Source organism: Arthrobacter sp. Y3221048, from assembly GCF_059092685.1.
In genome coordinates, this window is the sequence record NZ_JBNHHX010000002.1 from 879,242 (window position 1) to 903,158 (window position 23,917).

Below are 23,917 nucleotides of genomic sequence, written 5' to 3' on the forward strand. Positions count from 1 at the left end.
ACCGTCCGGGAATCGGTCCACCGCGGCGCGACGGCGCACCGGGCGCGCCGGACCGCGGCGCGAGGCAAGCGGACCCCGGCCCGTGGCAGGGGCCCCCGGGCGAGGCCCGGAGCGCCGGGCTGGCGTTCAGGACCCCGGGCTAGGATGGCGATAAGCCGCACCGAGCCGGCTGCAGCCCACCAAGGTCCGGGAGCCCCGTGAAGATCGCCATCACCAAGAGCACGTTGCGGATTCCGCCAACGTACTTCGCCACGGCGCACGCCGAGCGGTTGAAGGACAGGCACGACTTCCGTGTCTTCACGCTGGTGGCGGAGGTCGAGGATTCATCCGTCACGATCCCGGTCACGGACTTCGTTCCGGTGCCGCGGCTGGGCTTCCGGCGCCGCGAACTCATGATGCCCGCTTTCATGCCGGCCATGACCGTGGCGGTGGGCCGGTTTGAACCGGACATCATCCATCAGCACTTCGCCACCTGGTCGACGCCCGCCGTCAAGGCCTCCATCGTGTCCGGGACGCCGCTCATCACCACCATGCACGGCTCCGACATGGTCTCGCTGGGGAATCCTGCGGACACGATGATGGCCCGGTGGCACCAACGGAATGTCCTTGCCGCCGCGGCGCACAGCACCCGCATCCTGGTGGTCAGCAACTACATGGCCGGCCGCGCCGCCGAGCTGGAACTGGACACCGCGAAAATCCGGGTCCATTACCAGGGCGTCGACACCGACTATTTCGAGCCGGCCCGCTACCAGGCCGATGAAATACCGGTCGTGCTCTTCGTCGGCCGGCTGAACACGCAAAAGGGCATCCGGGACCTGTTGGACGCCTCCCTGGCCGTCTGGCGCAAGGCACGGCACCGGCTGGTGGTGATCGGGGACGGCCCCTTGCGCGACACCGTCGCCGAGCAGGCCGCCAGCCATCCGCACATCGACTACCTGGGCCGCCAGGACCGGAGCGCGATCCGCTCCTGGCTCCAGCGGGCACATGTCCTGGTGGCCCCCAGCCAGGAAGCCGGCGGCGCCCGGGAAGCCGCCGGACTGGTGCTGCTGGAGGCCCAGGCGTGCGGCACTCCCGTGCTGGCGTACCGCAGCGGGGGTATTCCCGAAATGATGGACGACGGCGTCACCGGCCTGCTGGCGCCGGAAGCCGAGTACAACCAGCTGCAGGACGGGTTGCAGCAACTGCTGCAGCTGGGCAGCGCGGAGTACCTGGCCATGCGGCGCGACGCGCGCAAGTTCGTGGTGGACCAGCGGAGCCTGGCGGGCAGCGTGCGGGAGCTGGACGGCCACTATCGCGACGTGGCAGCCCAGCCGCCGGCCACCGGGCGGCAGGGCCCGCCGCCGCCGGAACAGCCGTGACCATTCCCTGTGTGGAATACTAGGCGAGTGAGTCGCTGCTGGGTCGTCGTGCCGATGTACAACGAGGCCACCGTCGTCGGTTCAGTCATCCAGGAGCTGCTCGAAACCTTCCCCCACGTGGTCTGCGTGGACGATGGCAGCACCGACGATTCCGCCGGCCTGGCACGCAAGGCGGGCGCCGTCGTCGTTGCCCATCCGGTGAACCTGGGCCAAGGCGCCGCGCTGCAGACCGGAATCGAATATGCCGTGCAGGATCCGCAGCTGGACGCGGTCATCACGTTCGATGCGGACGGCCAGCACCGGGTCCAGGACGCCGCGGCGATGCTGGCGCGGATCAGGGCCGGCGAAGCGGACGTGGTGCTCGGTTCCCGCTTCCTCGACGGGCGGGGCGAGGTCTCGGCGCTCAAGCGCCTGGTGCTGCGCACGGCGGCCATCCAGTCCCGGATTTCCACCGGCTACCGCCTGACCGATGCCCACAACGGGCTGCGAGCCATCTCCGCCGACGTGGCCCGGAGGATCCATCTGACCCAAAACCGGATGGCGCACGCTTCCGAACTGATCCACCAGTTCGCCGCCCTGGATGCCCGCGTGGTGGAGCAACCGGTACACATCGTCTACACGGAATATTCCAAGTCCAAGGGGCAGTCCCTGCTCAACGGCATCAACATCCTCGCTGACCTCTTCTTCCGGTGAACCCATGCTCATAGTTGTCCAAATCGTTCTGGTCCTGGCCGTCGCCCTCGGCGCGCTGGCGCTGATGCGCGGGGGCCAGAACGCGCGGCACCAGGCCGTGCGCCGCATCCTGCTGCTGCTCTTCGCGGTCCTGGCCGCGCTGTCCGTGTTCTTCCCGGGCATCCTGACCGCCGTGGCGAATGCGCTGGGCATCGGCCGCGGCACCGACCTGGTGCTGTACGGGCTGATCGTGTGCTTCCTGATCTACATGGCGAGCTCTTTCCAGCGCACCCGGCAGCTCGAGGAGCGCATCACCAAGCTGGCCCGGCGCATCGCACTGGACGAGGTGCCTAAGCCGGATGACGTGGCCGGACCGAACGACGCGGCGCCCCCGGGAAGCGGGACGTGAGCGTGCCGGAGAATCTTCGCCGCCACGACGGCGGTCCGGAGGCCGAGATCGTGATCGCCGTGCATACCGCTGACCGCCCGGTCCGGCGCGCCGTGGAATCGGTCCTGGCCGCCGCGCCGGGACGCGTCGGCGCCACGGTGGTGTGCCACAACATGGATCCCGGGCCCGTGCGCGAACGGCTGGCGGGCCTGCCGGAGACCGTCCGGCTGCTGGAACTGGCCGACGGGATACCGTCGCCGGCCGGGCCTTTCAACCACGGGCTGGGCCAGGCCCGGGCAGAGTTTGTCGGCATCATGGGATCCGACGACACGCTGGAGCCCGGATCGGTGTCCGCCTGGCTGGACGCCGCGCACGTCACGGGTGCGGGGGCCGTCGTCGCACCTCTCCGCTACCGTGGCGGCGCACGCATCCTGACGCCGCGCGCCCGGGTGTTCAGGGGCCCACTGGTGGATCCGCTGCGCGACCGCCTGGCCTACCGGACGGCACCGCTGGGGCTGATCCGGCGCGAGGCGGTCGGCCGGTTGGGCCTGCGGCTGACCGCTGGGCTGCGTACCGGGGAGGACCTGGAATTCGGCCTGCGCCTGTGGTTCTCGGGCGAAAAGATCGCCTACCCGGCCCACGCCCCGGCGTACCTGGTGGGGCAGGACGCGGACGAACGCGTCACCGCGGCCGTGCTGCCGCTGCGCACCCAGTTCCAGGACGTCGAGTCGCTGGTGTCCGGGGACTGGTTCCAGGCGCTGCCGGGTGTCCAGCGCGAGGCCATCGCGGTGAAGCTGCTGCGCGGCCACGTCATCAGCGCGGCGCTGCGCCGGGGTGCGGGCTTCGCCTGGGGAGCCGAGGACCGGCAGGCGATGTCCGCCGTCGTCCGTTCCCTGACCAGCGCCGCCCCGGGGGCCCCGCGCCTGCTGGGCGCCCCGGACGAACGCCTGCTGCTGGCCCTGCGGGACGCGGCCTCCGCCGCGGACCTTGCGGCGGAAGTACGACGACGGGAGGCGGCCGGGGCGCTGCGGCGCACCTTCACCCGGCGCTGGCAGGACAACGCCCGGCGCGAAGCCCCGCTGCGGACCAACCTGAACTCGCTCGCGTTCAGCGCCGCCTGCCGGCTGCGCGATGCCCGGTTGCAGGCCCGCCCGGCCGCCGTCGCGGGACGCCCCGCCGCGGCCAAAGGCTCCTCCGCCGCCAACGGCTCCGCCGCAGCTCCGGAATCCGCCACATTAGACGTAAGGCAGCCCCGTGACTGATTCCCGCTCCCTGCTGATCCTCTCGCTCTCGCCGCTGCGCAGCGACCCGCGGGTGCTCAAGCAGATCACCCTGTTCAAGGACCAGTACCGGGTCTTCACCTGCGGCTACGGCCCCGCGCCGGACGGCGTCGCCGGGCACTTCGAGCTGGACACCGCGCTGGCCAGCTGGCCGCGCGATCCCCGGCGGCTCGCCCTGCGCCGCTACGTGGACGTCTATTGGAACATCGCCGCCGTCGCGCAGGCCCGGAAGCTGCTGGGAGGCCAGCGCTTCGACGCGGTGCTGGCCAACGACACCAACACGGTGCCGCTGGCGCTGAGCCTTCGCCCGGACCACGGCGTCCACGCCGACCTGCACGAATTCGCGCCGAAAGAGCACTTCAACAAACCGGCCTGGCGGGCGCTGGTCGCTCCCTACGTCCGCTGGCTCTGCCGCACCTACCTGCCGGACGTGCGTTCGGTAACCACGGTGGCGGAGGGCATCGCGGAGCAGTACACCAAGGACTTCGGCGTCGCCGCCTCCGTGGTGACCAACGCCGCCCCCTACGCGGACCGGCAGCCGCGGCCCACCGGCGGGATGATCCGGATGATCTACAGCTCCGCCGGACAGCGCTACCGCAAGATCGAAGACATCATGGAGGCCATGCGCGGCGCGCCGGAGCACCTGGAGCTGGACCTGATCGTGATGCCCAACGAGCCGGCCTATGTGGCCGAGCTCAAGGCGCTCGGCGAGGAACTGCCGCGGGTGCGGTTCCGCGAGCCGGTCCCGTACGACCAGCTGGTGGACACCGTGGCCGAATACGACGTCGCCATCTCCATCATTCCGCCCACCAACTTCAACCTGGCCCATGCGCTGCCGAACAAGTTCTTCGAAGCCGTCCAGGCCCGCACCGGGCTGATCATCGGGCCCTCACCGGCCATGGAGACGCTGCTGCGACGGCACGGGCTGGGCGCCGTCACCGCCGACTTCACCCCCGCGGCCCTCGTGGAGGTGCTCAAGACCCTGACGCCCGAGCTGGTGGACGAGTGGAAGGCCAACGCACACGCCGCCGCCCGCGAGCTGTCCTCCGAACACCAGATCAAGGGCTGGGAGCAGGCCGTGGACAGTCTGTTCGTCCGGCAGGAGGCCTGAGCGGTGGCAGCAGAACCGCGCGTCCTGCACATCTATGACGCCGCCGACGTCGGGGCCACCCTGGTCAGGTACGGCCGGCGGGCGGGGCGTCCGTGGCGGCACTTCAACATGATCCCGCCCGAAGGGGCGCCGTCGTCCGCCGTGGGCAGGGCCGGCAAACTCGCCGCCGGTGCCGCGTGGCAGGCCCGGCGGGCGGCCGCCATTCTGCGGTCGGACCTGCTGCATGTGCACTCGGGGTCGCGGATCGGCGTGGTGCGGTCGCGTCCGGTCAAGCCCTTCGTGCTGCATTTTCACGGCACGGATATCCGCACCCAGTACTACGACCCCGTCCGCCGGCCCGCGCTGCAGTGGGGCGCCGACCACGCGGTGAAGGTGCTGTACTCCACCCCGGACCTGCGGGAACCCGCGGAAACGGCCCGCCCCGACGCCGTATACCTGCCGAACCCGGTGGACCTGGAGGAACTGCCCGAGTGGCGGCCCGCTTCCAGGCCGCGGATTATTTTCGCCTCCCGCTGGGATGACTCCAAGGGCGGCCAACGGCAGCTGGAGCTGGTGCGTGCCTTGCAGGTTGCCGCCGGCACGGAGGTGGAGCTGCAGGGGCTGGATTGGGGCGGCGGCGCCTCCCGGGCGGCGGAGCTCGGCGTCGTGATGGTGCCGAAAATGCCCAAGCCCGCGTACCTGCGCTGGCTTGCGTCTGCGCACGTAGTGATCGGCCAGGCGGCCGGCATCCTGGCCATGAGTGAGCTGCAGGCCATCGGCATCGGGGTTCCCGTGGTGCTGCAGCTGGGGGAGGGGTACTACCGGTCGCCTCCCGTGCTGCAGGGGGAGTCGGCCGACGCGCTCGCGGCTGCGGCCGGGGCGGCGCTGGAGAACCCATCCCGCACCTCCGCGGCCCTGGGCGGCCGCGCCTGGCTCCGGGAGCACCACGAGCCGGCACGCGTGGTGGACCGTCTGGCGGCGATCTACGCCGAGGCAGTAGCCGGTTAGTCCGCCTTCCGTCCGTCTGCTCGGGCGCGAAGCAGCCGGAAAAATAACGTCTTGGTGAACCGGTACCAATAGTCGTGCCCTATTGACTCCCTTTGCAAATCCCGCCTAGACTCGCAGAACTTCCACCTCCTTCCATTTTCGTAACATTTTCTCGTTACTACTTGAGATGGTGCATAATGACCCCGACCTTGATGCGGCGGCTTGCGGCTGAAGTGCTAGGCACGGCGCTTCTGGTGATTTTTGGAGTCGGATCGGTGCTGGCTGCGCTTACTGCTGGCAGGGGGGAAATAACCTATCCGGGGATCGGGTTCATTGCCCTGGGTTTTGCCATTGCCGTGGCGGTGGTTATCTATGCGTTTCTGGCGGTTTCGGGAGCCCACATCAACCCGGCTGTGACCATCGCGCTGGCGGTGACCAAACGGTTCCCCTGGGTGGAAGTGGTTCCCTACTTCATTGCCCAGTTTGTCGGCGCCGCTGTCGGCAGCCTCCTGCTGGTGGCGTCATTCGGTATGCGGGCAGTGGACTTTGGCAGCGGCGCGACCGCGTTGGGTGAGGGGGTCGCTTACGGCCAAGGCATCGCTGCGGAAGCGGTGGGAACCTTCCTGCTCATGTTGGCGGTCATGGCGGTAGCGGTGGACCAGCGGGCGCCGAAGGGCTGGGCGGGCCTGATCATCGGGCTGGCTGTCGCCGGGGCCATCCTGGTCTTCGCTCCGCTGACCGGCGGTTCGCTCAACCCGGCCCGGACCTTTGGCCCGAACCTCGCTCAGTCTATCTTCGGCGGCACCGTCGAATGGTCCCAGTTCCCGCTCTACATTCTTGGTCCCTTCATTGGCAGCGTAGCCGCTGCCGTCGCCTACGATCTGGTTGTCCGCCCGCGCGAGGTCCCTGAGGGCCAGCCACGCGCCGACGACCCGTCAATGTCGGCCGACAAAGACATGAAACCGGAATCCGACACAGAGTAAAGAACCAAATCAAAAGAAAAAATACGGCTGCGCAGGGCCCGCCGGCTATGGCGCGGCTTGAAATGAAGATGAGAGGAATAGCCATGACGGGAAATCGTGTAATCGTCTATAAAGGCCCAGGGGAAGTTGCGGTTGAAACGATCGACTACCCTAAGCTGGAACTGCCTTCCGAAGTCGCCAACAAAATGGGGATCCAGCAGAAGGCACCGCACGCCGCGATCCTCAAGCTGGTCGCGACCAATATCTGCGGCAGCGACCAGCACATGGTGCGCGGGCGCACCACCGCACCGGTCGGCCAGTCGCTCGGTCACGAAATTACCGGGGAAGTGGTCGAGACCGGTGACGACGTGCTCTTCGTGAAGGAGGGCGATATCTGTTCGGTACCCTTCAACATCGCCTGCGGCCGCTGCCGGATGTGCAACGAAGGCAAAACCGGCGTCTGCCTCAACGTGAACCCCGCCCGGCCCGGCGCGGCCTACGGCTACGTGGACATGGGTGGCTGGATCGGCGGCCAGGCCGAGTACGTGATGGTGCCTTATGCGGACTTCAACCTGCTCAAGTTCCCGGACCGGGACCAGGCGCTGGAGAAGATCCTGGACCTGACCATGCTCTCCGACATCTTCCCGACCGGCTACCACGGTGCGTTCACCGCCGGCGTCACCACGGGCTCCACGGTCTACATCGCCGGAGCGGGGCCAGTGGGACTGGCCGCGGCCTTCTCCTCGCACGTGCTGGGCGCCTCGGCGGTAGTTGTCGGCGACATGAACGCCGAGCGGCTGAGGCAGGCCGAAAGCTTCGGCTGCGAGACGATCGATCTGAGCCAGGAAGGCTCGTTGCCGGAAAGGATCGAGCAGATCCTCGGCGTCCCCTTGGTTGATGCGGCGGTGGACGCGGTCGGGTTCGAGGCCAAAGGGCATGGGCCCGACGCCGAGGAGGCGCCGGCGACGGTGCTGAACGACATCATGTCGGTGACGCAGGTGGGCGGTGCCCTGGGCATCCCCGGCCTCTACGTCACCGGGGATCCGGGCGGCATCGACGAGAACGCGAAGGTCGGCCAGATCGGTGTGCAGCTGGGCACCGGCTGGGCGAAGTCGCTTTCGTTCACCACGGGGCAGTGCCCAGTGAAGCGGTACAACCGTAGGCTCATGGATCTGATCCTGGCCGGTAAGGCCAACATTTCCAAGGCCGTGAACGCCACGCCGATCAGCCTGGACGAGGCGCCCCAGAGTTACAGGGAGTTCGACCAGGGAGCGGCGAAGAAGTACGTGATCGATCCGCACGGGATGGTTGCCGCATAGGTCCGCCCGTCCCGACAGGTAGCGGCGGCTGCGCCCGAGTTGGATGCTTGGACGCAGCCGCCGCTGCAACAGCCAGCAAGGGACGTCCGCTCAGAGGCGTTCGTCTACCGGCTTCCCGGTCTTCCGAGGCCGGCGAGGGCAGCCTGTTCGGCGAAGTCCGGCACGGTGGCCACCACTTCGTCGAAGGTTCCGGCGGCAGCCACCGTTCCTCCGCGCATGAAGAACACGATGTCGGCGTCCCGGATGGTCGCCAGGCGGTGCGCCACGGTAATGACGGTGACGTCACCGTGCAGCTGCCGGATCGCCGTCGTCACCGCCGCCTCGGTGGCGGTGTCGAGCGCCGAGGTGGCCTCGTCCATGACGAGCACCCGTGGGTTGTCATACAGGGCGCGGGCGATGCCGAGCCGCTGGCGCTGCCCGCCGGAGAGCGCCATGCCGCGCTCACCCACCAGGGCGTCCAGGCCGCCGTCGCGCCCCATCACCGTGTCCAGCAGTTGCGCGCGCCGCAAAGCAACGGTCACGCGCTCGCGATCCACGCGGGCCTGGTCCCAGGCCAGGGCAACGTTCTGCGCTATCGAGGCGTCGAAGAGCGAGACCTCCTGCGGGACGTAGCCGATGCGCCGACGCCAGGAATCCAGCACGAACTCCATCGGTTCGCCGCCCACCAGGATGCGCCCGCGGCTCGGCTCGAGCAGGCCCAGGAGCAGGTCCACCATCGTCGACTTGCCGGCGCCGGACGCACCGACGAAGGCCACGTGGCTGCCAGCCGGAATCCGGATGTTCACGTCGTGGAGGGCCGGCGCCGCGGTATCCGGATAGCTGAAGGCGACGTCCTGCAGCTCGATATCGGCGGCGTTGTCCGGCAGCTCGTGCTGCGGGCGCTCGTCGCGCAGTCGTGACATTTCCGCCTCGCCCTCATGGATGTCCTCGACGATCTGCCGGGCGAAGGACGCGCTGGTATTCACGGAAGACTGCACGGCCTGCATGCGCGTCAGCGAGGGGATCAGGCGGAACCCCGCGACGGCGAACAGGCCGACGGCGCTGACCGCCCCGGCCGGTCCGCCGGTCAGGTAGCCCACGCCGCCCAACAGCGCGAAGCCCAGCACCAGGGCGGTCTCCAGCACGTAGCGCGGGATCTGCGAAATCTGGATGGCGCCGGCGCGCGCTATCGAGGACTTGGTGCGGGTTCCATGCACCTGCTCCTGTACCTCGGGCCCGCGGCCGGCCAAGGTAATTTCCTTGAGGGCGCCCAGCGCCTCGTACAGGGTCTTGGCGGTGCGGTTGGACCATTCGCGGTTTTCCCGGCCGATCGCCACGGCGCGCGGGGAGATCACCTTGGCCAGCAGCAGCGCCACCAGGCCCAGGTAGATCATCGTCACCACCGCGATCAGCGGCTGGGCCACGAAAAGTACGACGACGACCGCCACCAGGGTGCCCAGCTCGCCGAACAGGCTCATCGCCGGCATCAGGACTCCCGAGACGGTGATTCCCACGCCGACGTCGACGGAGCGGACGATCTCGGCCGAGTTCCGGCCGAGCCGCTTCTCCCACGGGGAGGCGAGGTAGGCTGCGAAGAGGCGGTCGCCGATGGCCACTTCGTGCCGGGCGAAGCGCTTGGTCGCGAAGCGCAGCAGCAGGACGGCCAGGACTCCCTTCAGCACGATCAGCAGGCAGATGAAGGCCAGCAGCGGCAGGGCCAGCCCGTTTTCGGCGACGTTGCCGACGATGGGCAGCTCGGCGTCGGAGCTGCCCACGAGGGCCGGCAGGAGCGCGGCGATCAACCCCAGGGCGACAACGTCCAGCAGAGCCAATGCCGCCGATGCCGCGCCATAACCGGTCAGGAAACGGCGGCTGCCGTCGGGCAGGGTACGCAACAGCGGCACAAGAACGTCGAGGATGCTTTTCATACTGCCCCTCAGCCTATTCCATCGCGCCCTTATCACCCGCGACGGCTACTGGCCAGTGGTGGATTGAAAATGCGACAGCTTTTCCACAATCCGTGTGGAAGGGCTAGCCGGTCTGAAGCGTGTCCCCTAGGGTCGGTGGAAACGCCCGCCCGCCGGTCTCAGTTTCGCGCGGCAGGGGTGCGCCCGGACTCTGAGGGGGGAGAAGGGATGGAGGGCATCCGGATCGTCGAGGGGGAGGTCCGTGAGCTGATCCGCCAACGAGGCTTGGACCCTGTCCGCCAAGTTCCGGAGGTCCGGCGGCTGGTCGAAGCCGCGGTGACCGACTATGACGAACGGTCCCTGCTGGGGTCTCTTCCGCCGCTCGGCCACCTGGACCACGCGCGTCGGTACATCTTCGACTCCGTGGCCGGCTTCGGCCCCTTGCAACCGCTGCTGGACGACCGCTCCATCGAAGAGATCTGGATCAACTCCCCGTCGGAGGTCTATGTAGCCCGAGGCGGCGAATCCGAGCTGACGTCCGTTTCGCTCACGCAACAACAGGTTGCGGATCTGGTGGAGCGGATGTTGAAGTCGTCGGGACGCCGTCTGGACTTGTCATCGCCCTTCGTGGATGCGGCACTCCCGGACGGATCGAGGCTGCATGTTGTCATTCCGGACATCACCCGCCAGCACTGGGCGGTCAACATCCGGAAGTTCATCGCCCGTGCTTCGCGGTTGGAGCATCTGGTCGAACTGGGCTCGCTGACGTCGGAAGCAGCCCGGTTCCTGGGAGCGGCGGTCAGCAGCGGTCTGAACATCCTCGTGTCAGGAGCAACGCAGGCGGGCAAAACCACCATGCTCAACTGCCTGGCAGCCGCTATCGGCAGCCGGGAACGGGTGGTCACGGTTGAGGAAATCTTCGAGCTGCAACTGCCCCTGCGCGACGTCGTAGGGCTGCAGTGCCGGCAACCGAATCTTGAAGGGGAGGGCGCCATACCGCTGCGGCGGCTGGTCAAGGAGGCACTGCGCATGAGGCCCGACCGGCTGATTGTCGGTGAGGTACGGGAAGCCGAAAGCCTTGACATGCTCGTGGCCCTTAACAGCGGGCTGCCTGGGATGTGCACGGTCCATGCCAATAGCGCCCACGACGCCATCACCAAGATTTGCACCCTGCCGCTGCTGGCTGGACAGAATATCTCGTCCGCCTTCGTGGTTCCGACGGTTGCATCGTGCATCGACCTCGTGGTCCATTGCGTCCGCCGGCCAGACGGCAGGAGACAGGTCGCGGAAATTGTTTCGCTGGGCCGGCGGGTGGAGAACGGGATCATCGAAACATCCACGCTGTTCAGCCGACAGGACGGCCAACTTGAGGTGAGTCCTTCTGCCAGCCCCGCGGGGGAGAAGTTCGCACGCGCAGGATATGAAGTCATGCAGTTGCTGGAACCGGTGCCATGACGACGGCGGCGGGACTCCTTGGCGGCGTTGGGCTCTTTTTGATTTGGTGGTCCTGCTGGGAAAAACCGCCTACCCAGCCGGTACGGCGAAAGCAGCCGGGCCGGCTCCAGCAGATGATCAGCCAGGCAGGCATCGAGAAGGTTTCGTCGAGTGCGCTTCTGGCCAGCTGCGTGGCAATGGCAGCTGCAACCTTTCTGATGGTGTTTGCACTCGCAGCGTCCGGTCCCATCGCAGCCTGTTTCGGGTTGTTAGGGGGATGGCTCCCGTTCGCCCTGGTGAGTTGGAGGGCTCGCCGACGCGCCGCCGTCTTGCGCGAAATCTGGCCGGACGCCGTCGACCACCTCCGCTCGGCCATCCGGGCAGGACTCTCCCTGCCCGAGGCGCTGGTGCAGTTGGGAACGCGGGGTCCGGTGGAGCTGCGGCCGCCCTTCAGCGAATTTGCCTCGGATTACCGCGCGGGCGGGAATTTCGACGACGCATTGGAACGGCTCAAGGCAAGGCTGTCCGATCCGGTGGCCGACCGGATCGTGGAGGCGCTGCGCATGACGCGTGAGGTCGGCGGTACCGACTTGGGCAGGTTGCTCGGGACCTTGGCGGATTTTCTCCGCGATAGCGCACGGACCCGCAGTGAACTTGAGGCCCGCCAATCATGGACTGTCAACGCTGCCCGGCTCGCCGTTGCTGCCCCTTGGATCATCTTGATGCTGTTGGCAACCAGGCCGGAAGCTGTGGCTGCCTACAACACGGCTGTCGGGGCGGCCGTCCTGCTGGGCGGGCTGGTGGTGTCGATTGTGTGCTACCGACTGATGCTGCGCATTGGGTCGCTCCCTGAAGAGGAGCGGGTGCTCCGGTGAATCACACGGCTGCAATGACAGCGCTATTGGGCATCACGTTGGGAGTGGGCCTCTGGCTGACGGTCGTCCGGTTGCCGTTCTTCCGGCGCAGGCGCTTCGCGGATCGGATCGCCCCGCAATTGAAGTCGATCGACTTGAAGTCGCGGCTGCTGGACGGCGGATCGGGAAACGTCACGCCGTTTGGCCCTTTGGAACGGATTTTCCGCCCGGTGCTCCGCGACTCGGTCACTTGGCTCGGGAAGTTCCATTTCGGTTCCACTTTATTGTCCAAGCGGTTGCTGCAGGCGGGACGCCGGCAGGGCACCGTCGATTTCCGCGCCGAACAATTGCTGTGGGCAGCGGCGGGTTTCGTCATCGGTATTGCGTGGACGATCACCTCGGCGGCAGGAAATTCGCTGGATCCGGTACTTGCGGTGATTCTCACCCTGGGACTGGCAGTTGGCGGATTCATGCTGCGGGATTACCTTCTGAGCGTCCAAATCCAACGCCGTGAGGAAAAGATGCTGGCGGAATTTCCCAGCTTGGCGGAGTTGATGGCACTTGCCGTCAGCGCTGGAGAGAGCGCCACGGGAGCACTGGAGAGAATCTGCCGCAGCGCCCAAGGCGAACTCGCCGGCGAATTTGCGGTGGTGCTCGCACAAACGCGATCCGGTACGCCGATGCTGACGGCATTGCAGGAGTTTTCACACCGAACCCGCTTGCCAGCGCTCGTGCGGTTCGTCGACGGAATCACCGTTGCCGTGGAGCGCGGAACTCCGCTGGCGGACGTCCTGCGGGCGCAAGCCCAGGACGTGCGTGACATGGCGAAGCGGAATCTGATGGAGTCGGCCGGAAAGAAGGAAATCGGCATGATGGTGCCGCTGGTTTTCGGGGTCTTGCCGCTGACCGTGCTGTTTGCCGTGTATCCGGGCATCGCGCTGATCAACCTCGGCTGGTGAAGTGCACCGAGGGAATTTCAAAATGGGGGTCTAAAAGGGGAGGAACTACGACATGATGAAACTCTCGCTCATGTTCACCGTCACGATTTCGCTGCTGTGGAGCGGCGGGCTGGACCGACTGCGACGTGCGGCGCGGTCCGATGATGGCGAACGCGGAGATGTACCGGGGTGGGTGATGATCACCCTGATGTCGGCCGTGCTCGTGGCAGGCATCCTGGCCCTGGCCAAACCGGCTCTGGAAGGACTGTTCAACGACGCCATTGGCCGCGTGACCCAGCCCTGACATGGGATCGAGCGACAGTGACCGTATAGTGCGGCCGTCCACCGCTGCCAGCGTCGGCAGCGGTTCCGCTCCGGGCCGAGACCGTTCCGACCGAGGCTCCGCAAGCGTGGACTTCGTGTTGGTGGGCGGTGTCCTCACCCTGATATTCGTGTCGATCATGCAGCTGAGCCTGGTCCTGCACGTGCGCAACACGCTCATCGACGCCGCGGGGTCGGGTGCACGCTACGGAACCTTGGCTGATCGAGGCGCCGCCGACGCGCACGAAAGGACGGTTGACTTGATCTCAGCTTCGCTGACCGACGATTACGGCCAAGACGTCCACGTTGAAGAGATCGTCCGGTCCGGCGTCCCCACGTTACGGGTCACGGTCCGGGCTCCGCTGCCCGCGCTCGGACTGATCGGCCCCCAAGGTGCGCTGGAAGTCCACGGTCATGCGGCTCTTCCGCGCTGACCGGGCACCGCACCGGGCGCCGGCACCAGCGGTCGCCGGACCCATTCCGAAACTTGCCGGAGGAGTGCGGTGACGGGCTTGCGGCAGCGACTGAAGGACTGCCTGCAGGCGGAGGAACCGGAACGGGGGAGCGCCGTCGTCGAATTCGTCTTTCTGGGAACGCTGCTCCTGGTTCCGGTGGTCTATTTCGTCATCGCGGTCTCACACGTGCAGGCCGCGTCGTTCGCCGTCGTGAATGCCGCGGACCAAGCGGCGAAAGTGTATGCGGGGTCGGACGAGGCCGCGGCTGCTGGTCCGGCCGCGCAGCAGGCGGCGCTCTTGGCCGCCGATGACTTCGGTTTCGGCCCGGAACGTGTGGATATCAGGATTAGCTGCAGCAATGGGGCGTGCTTGGAAGCGGGCTCCTCGGTCACCACCGAAGTCGCGATTTCGATCCCGCTGCCGTTGCTGGATGGCACGGGCCTCACCATGGCGACCGTGAACTCTTCGGCGACCCAAATAGTGGAACGCTACCGATGATGCCCGGTTTATGCGCCAGGACTGCCCGTTCCACCGGGGGCGTAGGAAGCCGAAGGGTCAGGACCGATGATGAGGGCCAGGTGCTGGTTCTGCTCATCGGCTTTGTGTTGCTGAGTCTGTTGATCCTGACCGTGGTGATGGGTGCCTCCGCCGTGTATGTCGAGCGGAAGAAGCTGCTGTCCGTTGCGGATGGGGCCGCGTTGGCTGCCGCGGACACTTTCGCCTTGGCCGACGTCGAGACTGGTTCAGGGGTGCCGGTGCCATCGCTGGATGACGATTCCGTGAGGGGATCCGTCTCGCGCTATTTGTCTGACACGGGTGCGTACGGGAGGTTTGACCAGCTGACCGTCGGCGGCGGCACCGGCTCCCCGGAGCAGCGCACGGCGCACGTGGTGCTGCGTGCGGTCGTCCGGCCGCCGGTGGTCAATTTCCTCGTTCCGGCAGGTATACCGATTACAGTTTCCAGCGACGCGCGCTCGGAACTAAGACGCTGACCGAAACGCTGAAAGCCCGGCGGCTAAGTAATTTCCTTGAGGGCGCCCAGGGCCTCGTACAGAATCTATGGGGCTTTTCCTCCAGTCGCCTAGAAGAGCCATGCCGGCCGGCAGCGCCGTCGAAGGGATCATAAACAAGTACCCCGCAATTTTCCCGAAGTGAGATAAACCGCCCCTGCGAGTCCTTGAAGAGGTCAATCTTTTCGAGGCTGGACGGATCGAGGCTGCATGTTGTCATTCGGGTCAGCAGCGGACTGAACATCCTCGTGTCAGGCGCAACGCAGGCGGGCAAGACCACCATGCTCAACTGCCTCGCAGCCGCTATCGGCAGCCGGGAACGGGTGGTCACAGTGGAGGAGATCTTCGAGCTGCAACTGCCCCTGCGCGACGTCGTAGGGCTGCAGTGCCGGCCACCAAATCCTGAAGGGGAGGGCGCCATACCCCTGCGGCGGCTGGTCAAAGAGGCGCTGCGCATAAGGCCCGACCGGCTGATTGTCGGTGAGGTCCGGGAAGCCGAAAGCCTTTACATGCTCGTGGCCCTTAACAGTGGGCTGCCTAAACCCTGCACGACCGGGCAACACTTGAAGACTGCCGCCATTTTTGTCCGACCATCGCCATATAATCAAACCATTCACTCGCACGTGATGTGATATACATACCTGAAAGTTGGGGAACCAATGACCGCAAACAACCAATTCCCGCCGCCCGGAACATGGGAGACGCCGAAGCCGGCCCTTAAAGCCAAGAAGAAGAAGTGGCCGTGGATCGTGGGCATTATCGTCCTGCTGTTCATCTTCGGTAGCTGCGGCGCTGCCGGGTCTGCCGAACGTGAGGCTGAGGCTGCGGCTGCGGCCAGCGCCAGCGCTGCTGCACAGGCCAAGGCTGACGCTGAGGCGGAAGCCAAGGCTGAGAAGGAGGCCGAGGAACAGGCCAAGCGTGAGGCTGAGGAAGAGGCCGAACGGCTGGCCGCTGAGGAAGCGGCCGCGAAGGAAGCCGAGGAGCAGCGAAAGAAGGAAGAAGCTGAGGCCAAGAAGGAGGCCAAGGCTGAAGCCAAAAGGCTCAAGGCGGAACAGGCAGCACGCACCGTCAAGGTTGATGCCGGCACACTGCTCAACGAGTACGAGGGCAACGAGGCCGCTGCCGACGAGAAGTATGACGGCAAGGTTCTTCAGGTTACCGGCGTCGTGGACAAAGTTGACACTGAGTTCTTTAGCGTGGACGAGTACACTGTGCAGCTAACTGACGGAGACCCTTGGCGCTTCATCAGCGTGAACTGCCGCGACGTGCCCAAGAAGCAGGCTGCGAAGATTCAGGCCGGCAGTACGGTCACCGTGCGCGGTGAGTTCACCGATGGCGGCGACCTTGGTGTAGAAATCGACGACTGCAAGGTTCTCTAACCTGGGCGGTCCAGGCCGGTGTCTCTTCGTAGGTACAGGCTTGGACCGTTCTCCTTTTTACAAACGATTATTCCGTCCCACGAGTGGAGCTTCCGTCACTCCTTCCGGAAGCGGGCAAACCCTTTGTACTGTGAGCATTTCGGGCTGCCCGGAGAAGACTCAGGCACCATGCAATGCAGGATTTCGCGCGTCGGTCGTATGTGGTGAGCTGAAAGCCTCTGCTGCAGGCGATGAGTTGACATCGACTGATGATTTCGACAGGAGTTCGAGTTCGACATGATGCGGAACTTACATTTCGACAGCGATACGAACACAGCGCTTTACTTTCCATACTTGCGCGTGCCGCAGACGCCATGGTTTACGCAGGTTCTCCTGTACTGGGATCAAGCGGCCGCGATCGTGCCCCGTACTCTTTGGCACAACGACGACGAGATCAGTCAATTCATGCGAGAACTTGAGGCAGAGAAACTGCTTGTTACTTTGAGCCCAGATGACGGATTGGCGAACATCGACAGTGATGCGTTCATTGGCACGTTCCTTGACATGGTCGACATTCAGAGGCGGCACCTTCCTGGTGGAAAGTTCGAACGTCTTCACTACGGAAAGATTTCTTGGTCGCTGTTCCGGGAGCTCGAACGACGCGGACTCGCCCGTCACGGGGGCGATCAAGATTGGTGGCAACTTGAGGCGGGAACCGCTGATCTATACATGGCCTATCTGGCCAGTGCAATGAGCGCATCTGTGCCGAATATGGACCCCGTGACGGACAGCCCAAGGTCCCTCGGTACCCTGGGGATGAAGGGGGCCGACGACAACCGTGACCTCGCTCAACGACTAGGTGCCTTGCGCTACGCAGTGATCGAGAATGCTCTGCCTGCCCCTCAGGGATCGGTAGGGGTAGCTGAGCTAAGGCGATTTAAGGACGAGAATTGGGAACGTCTCCGCAGATGCCGAGCATACGTTGATGGCAAGCTCGCCGATTTAGTGGTGGTTGAGGATCCGGCTCTGCGCGACGTAAAGACGAGGGCGCTGTTGCAAGAGCTTGAAGACGACGTCGCCATCCTGCAGGAGCAGATGCTCAGAAAACGGTGGTCGAAAGTGGCGTTTGTTGGCGTTGGAGGGGTTATGGCGGCAGCAGGGACCATGGCCGGATCGCTTGCCGATCCCGCCGCTACCCCGCTGGCACTCGGCCTCGCGGTTGGTACCGGTCTGCTCAATGTGGGTATCTCTGGTCACGGACTCGCTGAGGTCTTAGAGGAGTCTCGCTTTTACAAGCGGGCACCATTGGCCTATGCGGCGCTGGCAGGACGACTCTAAGAGGTCTCCTCAAAGGGCTGTTGAATGTGGATTGCGTTTCCTCCGCGGCGTGATTCTACGTGACGTGTACTTCCGTTCGGGCTTGGGCGATGGTGACGTAACCTGAGCTATTCGATGGTCTTACTTCGGGTTCGGTTTAGGTATCTCTCGTGCGTAAAATGATCCCGCCTCTGGCGAGACCGATGGATTAGGTCCACACTGGGCTCAACCCGCGGGGGCGCCGGGACGAATGCTCTCGCGGTGTCGCAGATAAACGAGAGCATCGGAGGAGCGCAGTGGATAAGCGCATTGACATTTATCTGGCAGGTGGGGGTAGCTTCGACGACACAATCGAGGACATCCGGGTGAGGGTATACCCGGGTGTGAAACCGGGCGCGTCGGAGTCCGGTCCGTCCTACGTAACTGAGGGCTTTGGTCCTAGCGATGATGAGGTCGTGGAGATTGAGCAAATAAGTCTGGCCAAACGCATGAAGGAGAACGTTTTCTTCACGGGTGAGAAAGTATTGGAGCGGGGCCGGGACTCTCTAGTGAAGAGGTGGAAGGGCCGTGGCTGAGGAGAAAAGCCCTGCTTCCCTCACTCTGGCGGCTGAAGACAGGATTCGGGAAACAGCCAAATGGCTGATCGTAAGCCTTGCTGCAGTCGGCGCCGTCATCGTCACGGGAACTCAATTCAGTAGTCTGGGTGCCATCGAACTCGGCACTCCGAGGTTTTGGGTGGTTCTGATCAGCGCTGTTGTGGCCGCCGCCGGTGCGGGAATGATTCTCACGGCCGCCGTCCGGACTGCTACCACTCCGCCCGTGACACTGGAAACGCTGCCGCAGACAGGACTGGCAAACGACTCCGCTCTCCAGGAAGGGATTGAAGGAGGTGTAACGGAACTAGCGACGGACTACAAGAACGCCCTCGACGAGCGGGATAGGGCCATTAGAGCGAATCTCGATAATCCCGTTTCCGCTACTCATCTGGCAGCAACTGTCGCCCAAGCTAGGGCACTCCATCTAAACAACGTAGTCCGAAACGTAATCCGGAATGGGTCCTACCAGACTGTCGCTGAGGAATGGAAAAGGTCATCGAAATGGATCGCTTGGGGAGCAGGAGCCTCGCTGGTGGGGCTCCTGGCTTTCATTTGGGCAATCAATCCACCAGACAAGGTCAAGGCGAGCGAGGCGGCGCCGGCGATTGTGAGTGAAGCAACCACACGGACCCTCGAGCTGACGCCCGAAGGGCGGCGGGCTTTGGCCGAGGTACTTGGAAGGGATTGCGATGCAGATCGCCAGTTACAGGTAGTGCATTTGGCTCATACCGATACGGGTCCCGATGTCCTGGTGCAACAGGAGAGGTGTAAGTCTGTCCGGCTAATCCTAACGAACAGTTGGGGTCACCTCCGTGAATCGGCGCCCAGCCTCCCAGTGACGGAGTCAGGGACTCAGCCCGCAACACCCTGACCTATTCGCTTCAGTGGATAGGTCATTGATATCGCCTAGCCGGCACTGCTGAAACGCAATACGACTAGTTTTGGCACAGCCGACGGGCTTACCTGAGCTGCCACTGAGTCCGTTGCGAATCCTTCCACCCTTGATGCCCTAGGGTGCACCTCCCGCTTGCTTTCCGTACCGACGCGTGGCATCACGCAGGAACAGAGCCAGCATGATTTGTTAGTCAACATGATCGCAACCATGCTCGTATTATCTGCTGATAAGGCACTCGACCAGGCAGTCCGCACAGCGGACGCAGGCTGGGAAACCGCACGCTGGACATTTTGGCTGTTTGTGACCACCGGAGGTTTATTGCTGGGCGCGGTTGCCGCTGGAATTTTCGCAGGACTCACCTGGGTCGTTACCCGAAAGCAGCTAACCATGGCCAAGGAGGCGGAGGAGCGACGTGAGGCAGCGCAAGTCCAAGCGTGGCTTACCCATCCAAGTGACGTCTTCAACGTTTATCTCCGCAACGGAAATAGTGGTCCCATATTCGATGTTCAGGTGGAGGTAGTGGCTTTTACTCTTGGGGGGAAGACTCCAAAGGTGGCCGCGAACTTAGCTTTTCCCATCCTCCCTCCCTCGGTGACGGACGTAAACAAGGGGCTTAGAAAGGTTCTTTCGCCCGATGATCATTTGCCGGATGGCTACAACGTGATTAAGGACAAGCGCGTGCCTACTGTTGCCTCAAAAGAGGATTGGAAGGTCTGGGACGGTCAGCCCGGTTCGACGGGCGTTGCAGTGAGTTTCTCCTTCCGCGATTCTGTCGGTAAATACTGGCAGCGAGATTGCCACGGACAGCTAAGTCCCGTACGGGTTTGAAATACGGTGCAGAGCTGCACTTTCCGTCCATTGCTCAGGCACACACGAACTAGCATCGTGCAATCTTATGGACTGACGAGAAGCGGAGAACGCATTCGGCGCCATCATGCGGCACGCCTACAGTTGCATCAGGACTTACTCCGAAGCCAGTAAAACCTGGACCGGAGCCGCAATTATTCGATGAATTTGATGCTGCACAGCCGAAGGCCGAGCCATCTAGAACCATAAGGAGTTGTCGTATGGCGCCCACGAGTAATACGAAGACGAAGAACGCCTATTTCCACAGGGCGTTCATCATGGTTGATGGAGCCCGGCACTACCCGCCCGACCAAGATTGGGCAGGCATTCTCGAAGCGGTCGCTGAGATGAGCCTTGAAGAACGGACGCTGGACGGTGACATTTTTGAGCCAGCCAAGCTATCTGAAGGTACGCTCCTTGGTATCCATCGGCCGATAAACACTGACTTCATGAGCAGAATTAAGGACGGCACCGTCGCCGACTTCATGCAGAATGCTTCAAGCGAGCCAGAGGGGTTCGCTAACTCTACGGCGGTGGCCTTTCTTAACCAGGGCAACACATTCGCTTTGAGCCTAGGTGCAACGGGCTCGCCAAGGGCGGGCGCTCTCGCGAAGTTCCTAGACGCCTTTGTCCCCCCTGAGGCGGACGGGGGCTTCTGGAAGGTAGAGCCAGTGATCGACGACGATGAAATCCGAAAACTGAATCACTCCGTCGGGCTCGTCGAGTTCTCGTCCAAGTTCACCACCGCTCGCAATCTCTTCGATCAAGGAGACGGCTCAATCGGCCTTGTTTCCATCGGGGACAAGATCGCAGACAGCATCGGCGGCGACGTAGAAATCAGCATCGAGGTCAAACTTTCTCCATCGGCCCGGAGCCGACGAACCACCAAGGAGAAGCTGTTGAACCTCTTCAAGGGCGATATACAGCGGTTGGCAGCGAAGGGCAGCGGCGCGAAGGCGATAGCCATGGTCTCAGAAGGTGTCATGGAACAACTGTCTTTGGTTGAACACAACCTGGCCGCCGAATTCGAGATTCACCTGCTGGACTCCGAGAGCCGCCAGTTCTCGGAACTACTTCGCGCCCTTGGGAATGTGGGTGCAGAGATGGAGGATAAGGTTAAGTCCATTCTGGAGGGGTGACCATGACCAAACACACAGCCGCCAAGCATCCCCTTGGGGATTTTGTTTCCGCGCATCCCATCGTCGATCAGGTGATGCCGATCGCCATTGCCACGGTCCTCTTCCTGTTCCCGCTCGTAACTCCGTTCGTGCCGTCGGATGCTCGCATAAGCATCTACGTAACGATGGCAACCGTTTCCGGTCTGGCACTGGCGGCAGCAACATTCGTCTGCACCATGACTTATCAATCAGCGAACATCTTGATGGCGGGAATCGTTACGTCGCATGCTGCCGAGTTGCGGAGAAACTGGACCAGCATCATCGGTTCCAATTTACTGACGGCTCTGCTTCCCCTTGTTTCCCTGGCTCTCGACAACCAGCTTCCTCATATAGGTGTTGTTATCGCGGGTTACGCAGTGGCCCTGCTGTGCATCAGGTTCACGCGGGCCATCTGGTGGCTGCAGTACACACTATTTAAGCAAGAGCAGTCGGCTCGGACCATTCGTAAGGCGGATGCAGCGCCGCGCAAGGACATTCAGGAAGCGCTGGCGCTCAAGCGCGGCACAAGCCGCCACTAAGCCCTCACTGTCACTGACCGCCAACGATCTGCGTCCAGCCTCGTTGGGCTGAAACATAGATGTCCCGAGGCAGTTGAGGACCATGCACCCTGTAGGCTGCCAGGGTGCAGAAAACAGCGTTCGTCTATACGCGGATTAGCCAAGCCCGGGGCGGCGACGAGCTGGGAGTTCAGAGGCAGGAGTCAGCCTGCCGGACTATGCCGCCGCCCATGGGTTTACAGTGTCCGAGGTCTACAGCGATAACGATAGTACTGGGACTTTCCCGCTGATCGGTACGTTGTTGAGAGGCTGCAGGCTGGCGAGATAGTGCTTGCGCCCATCGAGGAATAGCAGGGCGCCTGCGGCAGGCCGGCGCTCGGTTGCTCAGACAGCTTCATTCCATTGCCAGATAGCGATAAACGGTGGCGCGTGATGCTCCGATGATCTTTCCAATGTCGGCAGGTTTGAGGCCCTGGGCCTTCAGCTCGTGCGAACGCTTCACTGCCTCAGCGTCAGCCGAGACGCTGGGCCTGCCTGCCTTGCGCCCGTTCTCTGCTGCTGCAGCCATGCCTGCCCTTGTCCGCTCTGCGAGCTGGTCCCGCTCAAGCTGAGCAAACGCCGACATGACAGTGAGCATGGCCCGGCCCATTGGGCCGGTAGTGCTGATGCCTTCAGTGATGCTGCGGAAGTGGACCCCCCTGGTCTCCAGGTCATCGATCAGCGCCAGCAGATTGCGAGTGTTGCGCCCAAGCCTGTCCAGCTTCCAGACGATGACGGTGTCGCCGGGCCGCAGGTGCTCCAGCATCTTGTCCAGCTCCGGCCGGGTGGCACGCATGCCACTGACGCCGTGGTCTGTGAAAATGCGTTCACAGCCTGCCTTCTTGAGTGCGTCCTGCTGAAGCGCTGCGTTCTGGTCTACGGTGCTGACTCGCGCGTATCCGATGTCGGCCAAGGTCACTGCCTTCTGGTGTCTTACGGCGGCGGCGCGTCAGCGCAGCCGCGCTGTCTTAAGGAAGACTGTCTCAACAAAGGTGCTGAGGGTCAATTCCTAAGAACCAGAGAATGAGACACATTGTTGCGACAGTCGATTCCTCAGAAATTCAAGGCTTCAGGTTCCCTGTCGCTGCGTCTCTTTGGAGTCTCACCTAACGATCCATTAACGGGACGTTGCTACCTGCGTGCCTCTTGAGAGTGTGCTTTGATTCAGGGGTGCAAACAGAACAAATTAGCCAGGCCTTCGATTGGGAACCTGCGAACTTCGTCCTCGGCGTACTCGGGCTGCTCGTGGCGGTCGTCATCTACCTCAAGACCAATCCGAAAAGGCGAGTTGTCTACGGCGCGTCAGCGATTCCGCTTATTCGCTCTGCAGCTCAATTGGAGAAGTTTAAAGTTCTGTACGAGGAGAGCCTTATTACTCGCCCTTATCTCGTTTCGTTTCGGCTTCGATCCACAGGACGGGCCGACGTTTCGTCTAGCCACTTCGATAATGGCACTCCGTTCAAGGTTGTAATGGGTGCACCAATCGTCGGCCTCCTTACTAAGACGAGCGTGCCGGGGACCGCTCATCACGCCGTGGAGGTGGAGGGCCAGTCCTTACTGCTGAAACCAACCCTGCTGAAGAAGGGGTCTAGTTTAGAAGTGGTTTGCTTGTGTGACGGGCGGCCAAACTTCGAATACCAATATGCCTTAGTCGACACAGTGGCACGAACTGACGTCGAGGCCCGTCGTCGGAGTGAAAAGATGTCGCGTGTCTTCCTAATTCTGCTAGGGATATTGGTGACCGTCTTGGGCAGCTTGCTGCCCGAGATGATAATTAGGTTTATCGAGGGCCTTCTGTGAGGGGCAGCCGCTACTTGTTGCGTGGTCTGTATCGCACTATGTCATTCATGCATCGTCTTCTTTTTCGCTGCCGGAAGCATTGGCGTATGATTCCAGCTTTTGGCGGAGGTCCACATATTGTTCCGCAAGTGTTGGCGCGTAGCAGTAGCGAAAGCCGCCGAGAGCTATATCGACTGCGGAACTCAGGTAAGAAGCATTGTCTGAAGTCATACCGTAATACTTAATACGATCTGCAAGGGATTTTTAGAGCTCTGGCCTGCACCTTCTTGGAAAAGAGTCACAAGATGCTTATGCTGCTTATCGTCGCGGTCAATAATCATGCAGCCCCACGAGCTTTCGGGGCTCATCGGAATCGAGAGTGTAGATAGCGTTGGCGCGTCGGTGTCCGGATAGAGGTCGAGGTCTTCCGATGATGGAAGTTCCTACACTGTCCATCC

27 protein-coding genes and 1 pseudogene are annotated in these 23,917 nt (G+C 63.4%); 24 read left to right on the forward strand and 4 right to left on the reverse strand.

Translation table 11 applies throughout. From position 1 onward, the window contains the following. The first annotated feature begins 197 nt into the window (after positions 1-197). The 8 genes from AC5RVS_RS08785 (at position 198) to fdhA (ending at position 8,056) form a co-directional block, all read left to right on the forward strand. A complete protein-coding gene (locus AC5RVS_RS08785) occupies positions 198-1,358 on the forward strand; it encodes a glycosyltransferase family 4 protein (protein WP_494107829.1) in 1,161 nt (386 codons plus the stop codon). A gap of 27 nt (positions 1,359-1,385) precedes the next feature. Next, entirely contained in the window at positions 1,386-2,051 is a 666-nt protein-coding gene (locus tag AC5RVS_RS08790; RefSeq protein ID WP_494107830.1) for a glycosyltransferase family 2 protein, read from the forward strand. Between the two features lie 4 nt (positions 2,052-2,055). Further along, the gene (locus AC5RVS_RS08795; protein ID WP_494107831.1) at positions 2,056-2,439 is read left to right on the forward strand and encodes a DUF2304 domain-containing protein; all 384 of its coding nucleotides are present in this window, start codon (positions 2,056-2,058) and stop codon (positions 2,437-2,439) included. Then, positions 2,436-3,680 carry a glycosyltransferase family 2 protein gene (locus AC5RVS_RS08800; RefSeq protein WP_494107832.1) on the forward strand — a complete coding sequence of 415 codons (1,245 nt, stop codon included), beginning with the start codon at positions 2,436-2,438 and terminating at the stop codon, positions 3,678-3,680. Before AC5RVS_RS08795 ends, AC5RVS_RS08800 begins: the two co-directional genes overlap by 4 nt. After that, complete coding sequence (locus AC5RVS_RS08805; protein WP_494107833.1) at positions 3,673-4,809, forward strand: glycosyltransferase family protein; 1,137 nt, start codon at positions 3,673-3,675, stop codon at positions 4,807-4,809. The genes AC5RVS_RS08800 and AC5RVS_RS08805 overlap by 8 nt, the downstream gene beginning before the upstream one ends. Positions 4,810-4,812: 3 nt before the next feature. Beyond that, positions 4,813-5,796, forward strand: coding sequence for a glycosyltransferase (locus AC5RVS_RS08810; RefSeq protein WP_494107834.1), 984 nt, complete (start codon positions 4,813-4,815; stop codon positions 5,794-5,796). 191 nt (positions 5,797-5,987) lie between these two features. After that, complete coding sequence (locus AC5RVS_RS08815) at positions 5,988-6,758, forward strand: MIP/aquaporin family protein (protein WP_494107881.1); 771 nt, start codon at positions 5,988-5,990, stop codon at positions 6,756-6,758. Positions 6,759-6,841: 83 nt separating this feature from the next. Further along, entirely contained in the window at positions 6,842-8,056 is a 1,215-nt protein-coding gene (gene fdhA / locus AC5RVS_RS08820) for a formaldehyde dehydrogenase, glutathione-independent (RefSeq protein WP_494107835.1), read from the forward strand. Positions 8,057-8,160: 104 nt separating this feature from the next. Here fdhA and AC5RVS_RS08825 read toward each other — a convergent pair whose 3' ends face one another. Continuing rightward, positions 8,161-9,963 carry an ABC transporter ATP-binding protein gene (locus AC5RVS_RS08825; protein ID WP_494107836.1) on the reverse strand — a complete coding sequence of 601 codons (1,803 nt, stop codon included), beginning with the start codon at positions 9,961-9,963 and terminating at the stop codon, positions 8,161-8,163. A 207-nt stretch (positions 9,964-10,170) separates the two neighbouring features. Here AC5RVS_RS08825 and AC5RVS_RS08830 point away from each other — a divergent pair, with 207 nt between their 5' ends. The 15 genes and pseudogenes from AC5RVS_RS08830 (at position 10,171) to AC5RVS_RS08900 (ending at position 21,662) form a co-directional block, all read left to right on the forward strand. Next, positions 10,171-11,397: a TadA family conjugal transfer-associated ATPase gene (locus tag AC5RVS_RS08830; RefSeq protein ID WP_494107837.1), complete on the forward strand. Its 1,227-nt coding sequence runs from the start codon at positions 10,171-10,173 to the stop codon at positions 11,395-11,397. Continuing rightward, entirely contained in the window at positions 11,394-12,251 is an 858-nt protein-coding gene (locus AC5RVS_RS08835) for a type II secretion system F family protein (protein WP_494107838.1), read from the forward strand. Before AC5RVS_RS08830 ends, AC5RVS_RS08835 begins: the two co-directional genes overlap by 4 nt. Before the next feature lie 14 nt (positions 12,252-12,265). Continuing rightward, positions 12,266-13,189, forward strand: coding sequence for a type II secretion system F family protein (locus AC5RVS_RS08840; RefSeq protein ID WP_494107882.1), 924 nt, complete (start codon positions 12,266-12,268; stop codon positions 13,187-13,189). A 70-nt stretch (positions 13,190-13,259) separates the two neighbouring features. Next, positions 13,260-13,472 carry a hypothetical protein gene (locus tag AC5RVS_RS08845; protein WP_493989302.1) on the forward strand — a complete coding sequence of 71 codons (213 nt, stop codon included), beginning with the start codon at positions 13,260-13,262 and terminating at the stop codon, positions 13,470-13,472. A 106-nt stretch (positions 13,473-13,578) separates the two neighbouring features. Continuing rightward, the gene (locus tag AC5RVS_RS08850) at positions 13,579-13,923 is read left to right on the forward strand and encodes a TadE family protein (protein WP_494107839.1); all 345 of its coding nucleotides are present in this window, start codon (positions 13,579-13,581) and stop codon (positions 13,921-13,923) included. Positions 13,924-13,992: 69 nt separating this feature from the next. Continuing rightward, the gene (locus tag AC5RVS_RS08855) at positions 13,993-14,442 is read left to right on the forward strand and encodes a hypothetical protein (RefSeq protein ID WP_494107840.1); all 450 of its coding nucleotides are present in this window, start codon (positions 13,993-13,995) and stop codon (positions 14,440-14,442) included. A gap of 80 nt (positions 14,443-14,522) precedes the next feature. Then, entirely contained in the window at positions 14,523-14,936 is a 414-nt protein-coding gene (locus AC5RVS_RS08860) for a pilus assembly protein TadG-related protein (protein WP_494107841.1), read from the forward strand. Positions 14,937-15,178: 242 nt separating this feature from the next. Continuing rightward, positions 15,179-15,505 (forward strand): annotated as a pseudogene (locus tag AC5RVS_RS08865) (ATPase, T2SS/T4P/T4SS family); the annotation flags it as partial. A gap of 108 nt (positions 15,506-15,613) precedes the next feature. Then, complete coding sequence (locus AC5RVS_RS08870; RefSeq protein ID WP_494107842.1) at positions 15,614-16,333, forward strand: OB-fold protein; 720 nt, start codon at positions 15,614-15,616, stop codon at positions 16,331-16,333. Positions 16,334-16,609: 276 nt separating this feature from the next. Then, on the forward strand, positions 16,610-17,650 hold the full coding sequence (locus tag AC5RVS_RS08875; RefSeq protein ID WP_494107843.1) for a hypothetical protein: 1,041 nt from the start codon (positions 16,610-16,612) through the stop codon (positions 17,648-17,650). Positions 17,651-17,925: 275 nt separating this feature from the next. After that, positions 17,926-18,204 (forward strand): hypothetical protein, encoded by a 279-nt coding sequence (locus AC5RVS_RS08880; protein WP_494107844.1) that lies wholly within the window; start codon positions 17,926-17,928, stop codon positions 18,202-18,204. Further along, entirely contained in the window at positions 18,197-19,096 is a 900-nt protein-coding gene (locus AC5RVS_RS08885) for a hypothetical protein (protein ID WP_494107845.1), read from the forward strand. The genes AC5RVS_RS08880 and AC5RVS_RS08885 overlap by 8 nt, the downstream gene beginning before the upstream one ends. Before the next feature lie 156 nt (positions 19,097-19,252). After that, complete coding sequence (locus AC5RVS_RS08890; protein ID WP_494107846.1) at positions 19,253-19,948, forward strand: hypothetical protein; 696 nt, start codon at positions 19,253-19,255, stop codon at positions 19,946-19,948. 239 nt (positions 19,949-20,187) lie between these two features. Further along, positions 20,188-21,105 (forward strand): hypothetical protein, encoded by a 918-nt coding sequence (locus tag AC5RVS_RS08895; RefSeq protein ID WP_494107847.1) that lies wholly within the window; start codon positions 20,188-20,190, stop codon positions 21,103-21,105. Then, on the forward strand, positions 21,102-21,662 hold the full coding sequence (locus AC5RVS_RS08900; protein ID WP_494107848.1) for a hypothetical protein: 561 nt from the start codon (positions 21,102-21,104) through the stop codon (positions 21,660-21,662). Before AC5RVS_RS08895 ends, AC5RVS_RS08900 begins: the two co-directional genes overlap by 4 nt. 373 nt (positions 21,663-22,035) lie before the next feature. On the opposite strand, the gene AC5RVS_RS08905 is transcribed toward AC5RVS_RS08900, so the two are convergent. Then, on the reverse strand, positions 22,036-22,593 hold the full coding sequence (locus AC5RVS_RS08905; RefSeq protein WP_494107849.1) for a recombinase family protein: 558 nt from the start codon (positions 22,591-22,593) through the stop codon (positions 22,036-22,038). 257 nt (positions 22,594-22,850) lie between these two features. Between AC5RVS_RS08905 and AC5RVS_RS08910 the strand changes: the two genes are divergently transcribed. Continuing rightward, positions 22,851-23,480 (forward strand): hypothetical protein, encoded by a 630-nt coding sequence (locus tag AC5RVS_RS08910; protein WP_494107850.1) that lies wholly within the window; start codon positions 22,851-22,853, stop codon positions 23,478-23,480. Between the two features lie 45 nt (positions 23,481-23,525). Here AC5RVS_RS08910 and AC5RVS_RS08915 read toward each other — a convergent pair whose 3' ends face one another. Continuing rightward, positions 23,526-23,690 carry a hypothetical protein gene (locus tag AC5RVS_RS08915; RefSeq protein WP_494107851.1) on the reverse strand — a complete coding sequence of 55 codons (165 nt, stop codon included), beginning with the start codon at positions 23,688-23,690 and terminating at the stop codon, positions 23,526-23,528. Beyond that, positions 23,687-23,827 (reverse strand): hypothetical protein, encoded by a 141-nt coding sequence (locus tag AC5RVS_RS08920; protein ID WP_494107852.1) that lies wholly within the window; start codon positions 23,825-23,827, stop codon positions 23,687-23,689. The genes AC5RVS_RS08915 and AC5RVS_RS08920 overlap by 4 nt, the downstream gene beginning before the upstream one ends. Between the last annotated feature and the right edge of the window lie 90 nt (positions 23,828-23,917).

Bases quoted from the DNA above. Each gene is read 5' to 3' on its own strand.
- AC5RVS_RS08875 (WP_494107843.1), top strand. From the start codon at position 16,610: ATGATGCGGAACTTACATTTCGACAGCGATACGAACACAGCGCTTTAC.
- AC5RVS_RS08845 (WP_493989302.1), top strand. From the start codon at position 13,260: ATGTTCACCGTCACGATTTCGCTGCTGTGGAGCGGCGGGCTGGACCGA.
- AC5RVS_RS08895 (WP_494107847.1), top strand. From the start codon at position 20,188: ATGGCGCCCACGAGTAATACGAAGACGAAGAACGCCTATTTCCACAGG.
- AC5RVS_RS08815 (WP_494107881.1), top strand. From the start codon at position 5,988: ATGCGGCGGCTTGCGGCTGAAGTGCTAGGCACGGCGCTTCTGGTGATT.
- AC5RVS_RS08825 (WP_494107836.1), bottom strand. From the start codon at position 9,963: ATGAAAAGCATCCTCGACGTTCTTGTGCCGCTGTTGCGTACCCTGCCC.
- AC5RVS_RS08920 (WP_494107852.1), bottom strand. From the start codon at position 23,827: ATGAGCCCCGAAAGCTCGTGGGGCTGCATGATTATTGACCGCGACGAT.
- AC5RVS_RS08840 (WP_494107882.1), top strand. From the start codon at position 12,266: ATGACAGCGCTATTGGGCATCACGTTGGGAGTGGGCCTCTGGCTGACG.
- AC5RVS_RS08795 (WP_494107831.1), top strand. From the start codon at position 2,056: ATGCTCATAGTTGTCCAAATCGTTCTGGTCCTGGCCGTCGCCCTCGGC.
- AC5RVS_RS08870 (WP_494107842.1), top strand. From the start codon at position 15,614: ATGACCGCAAACAACCAATTCCCGCCGCCCGGAACATGGGAGACGCCG.
- AC5RVS_RS08915 (WP_494107851.1), bottom strand. From the start codon at position 23,690: ATGACTTCAGACAATGCTTCTTACCTGAGTTCCGCAGTCGATATAGCT.
- AC5RVS_RS08830 (WP_494107837.1), top strand. From the start codon at position 10,171: ATGGAGGGCATCCGGATCGTCGAGGGGGAGGTCCGTGAGCTGATCCGC.
- AC5RVS_RS08835 (WP_494107838.1), top strand. From the start codon at position 11,394: ATGACGACGGCGGCGGGACTCCTTGGCGGCGTTGGGCTCTTTTTGATT.
- fdhA (WP_494107835.1), top strand. From the start codon at position 6,842: ATGACGGGAAATCGTGTAATCGTCTATAAAGGCCCAGGGGAAGTTGCG.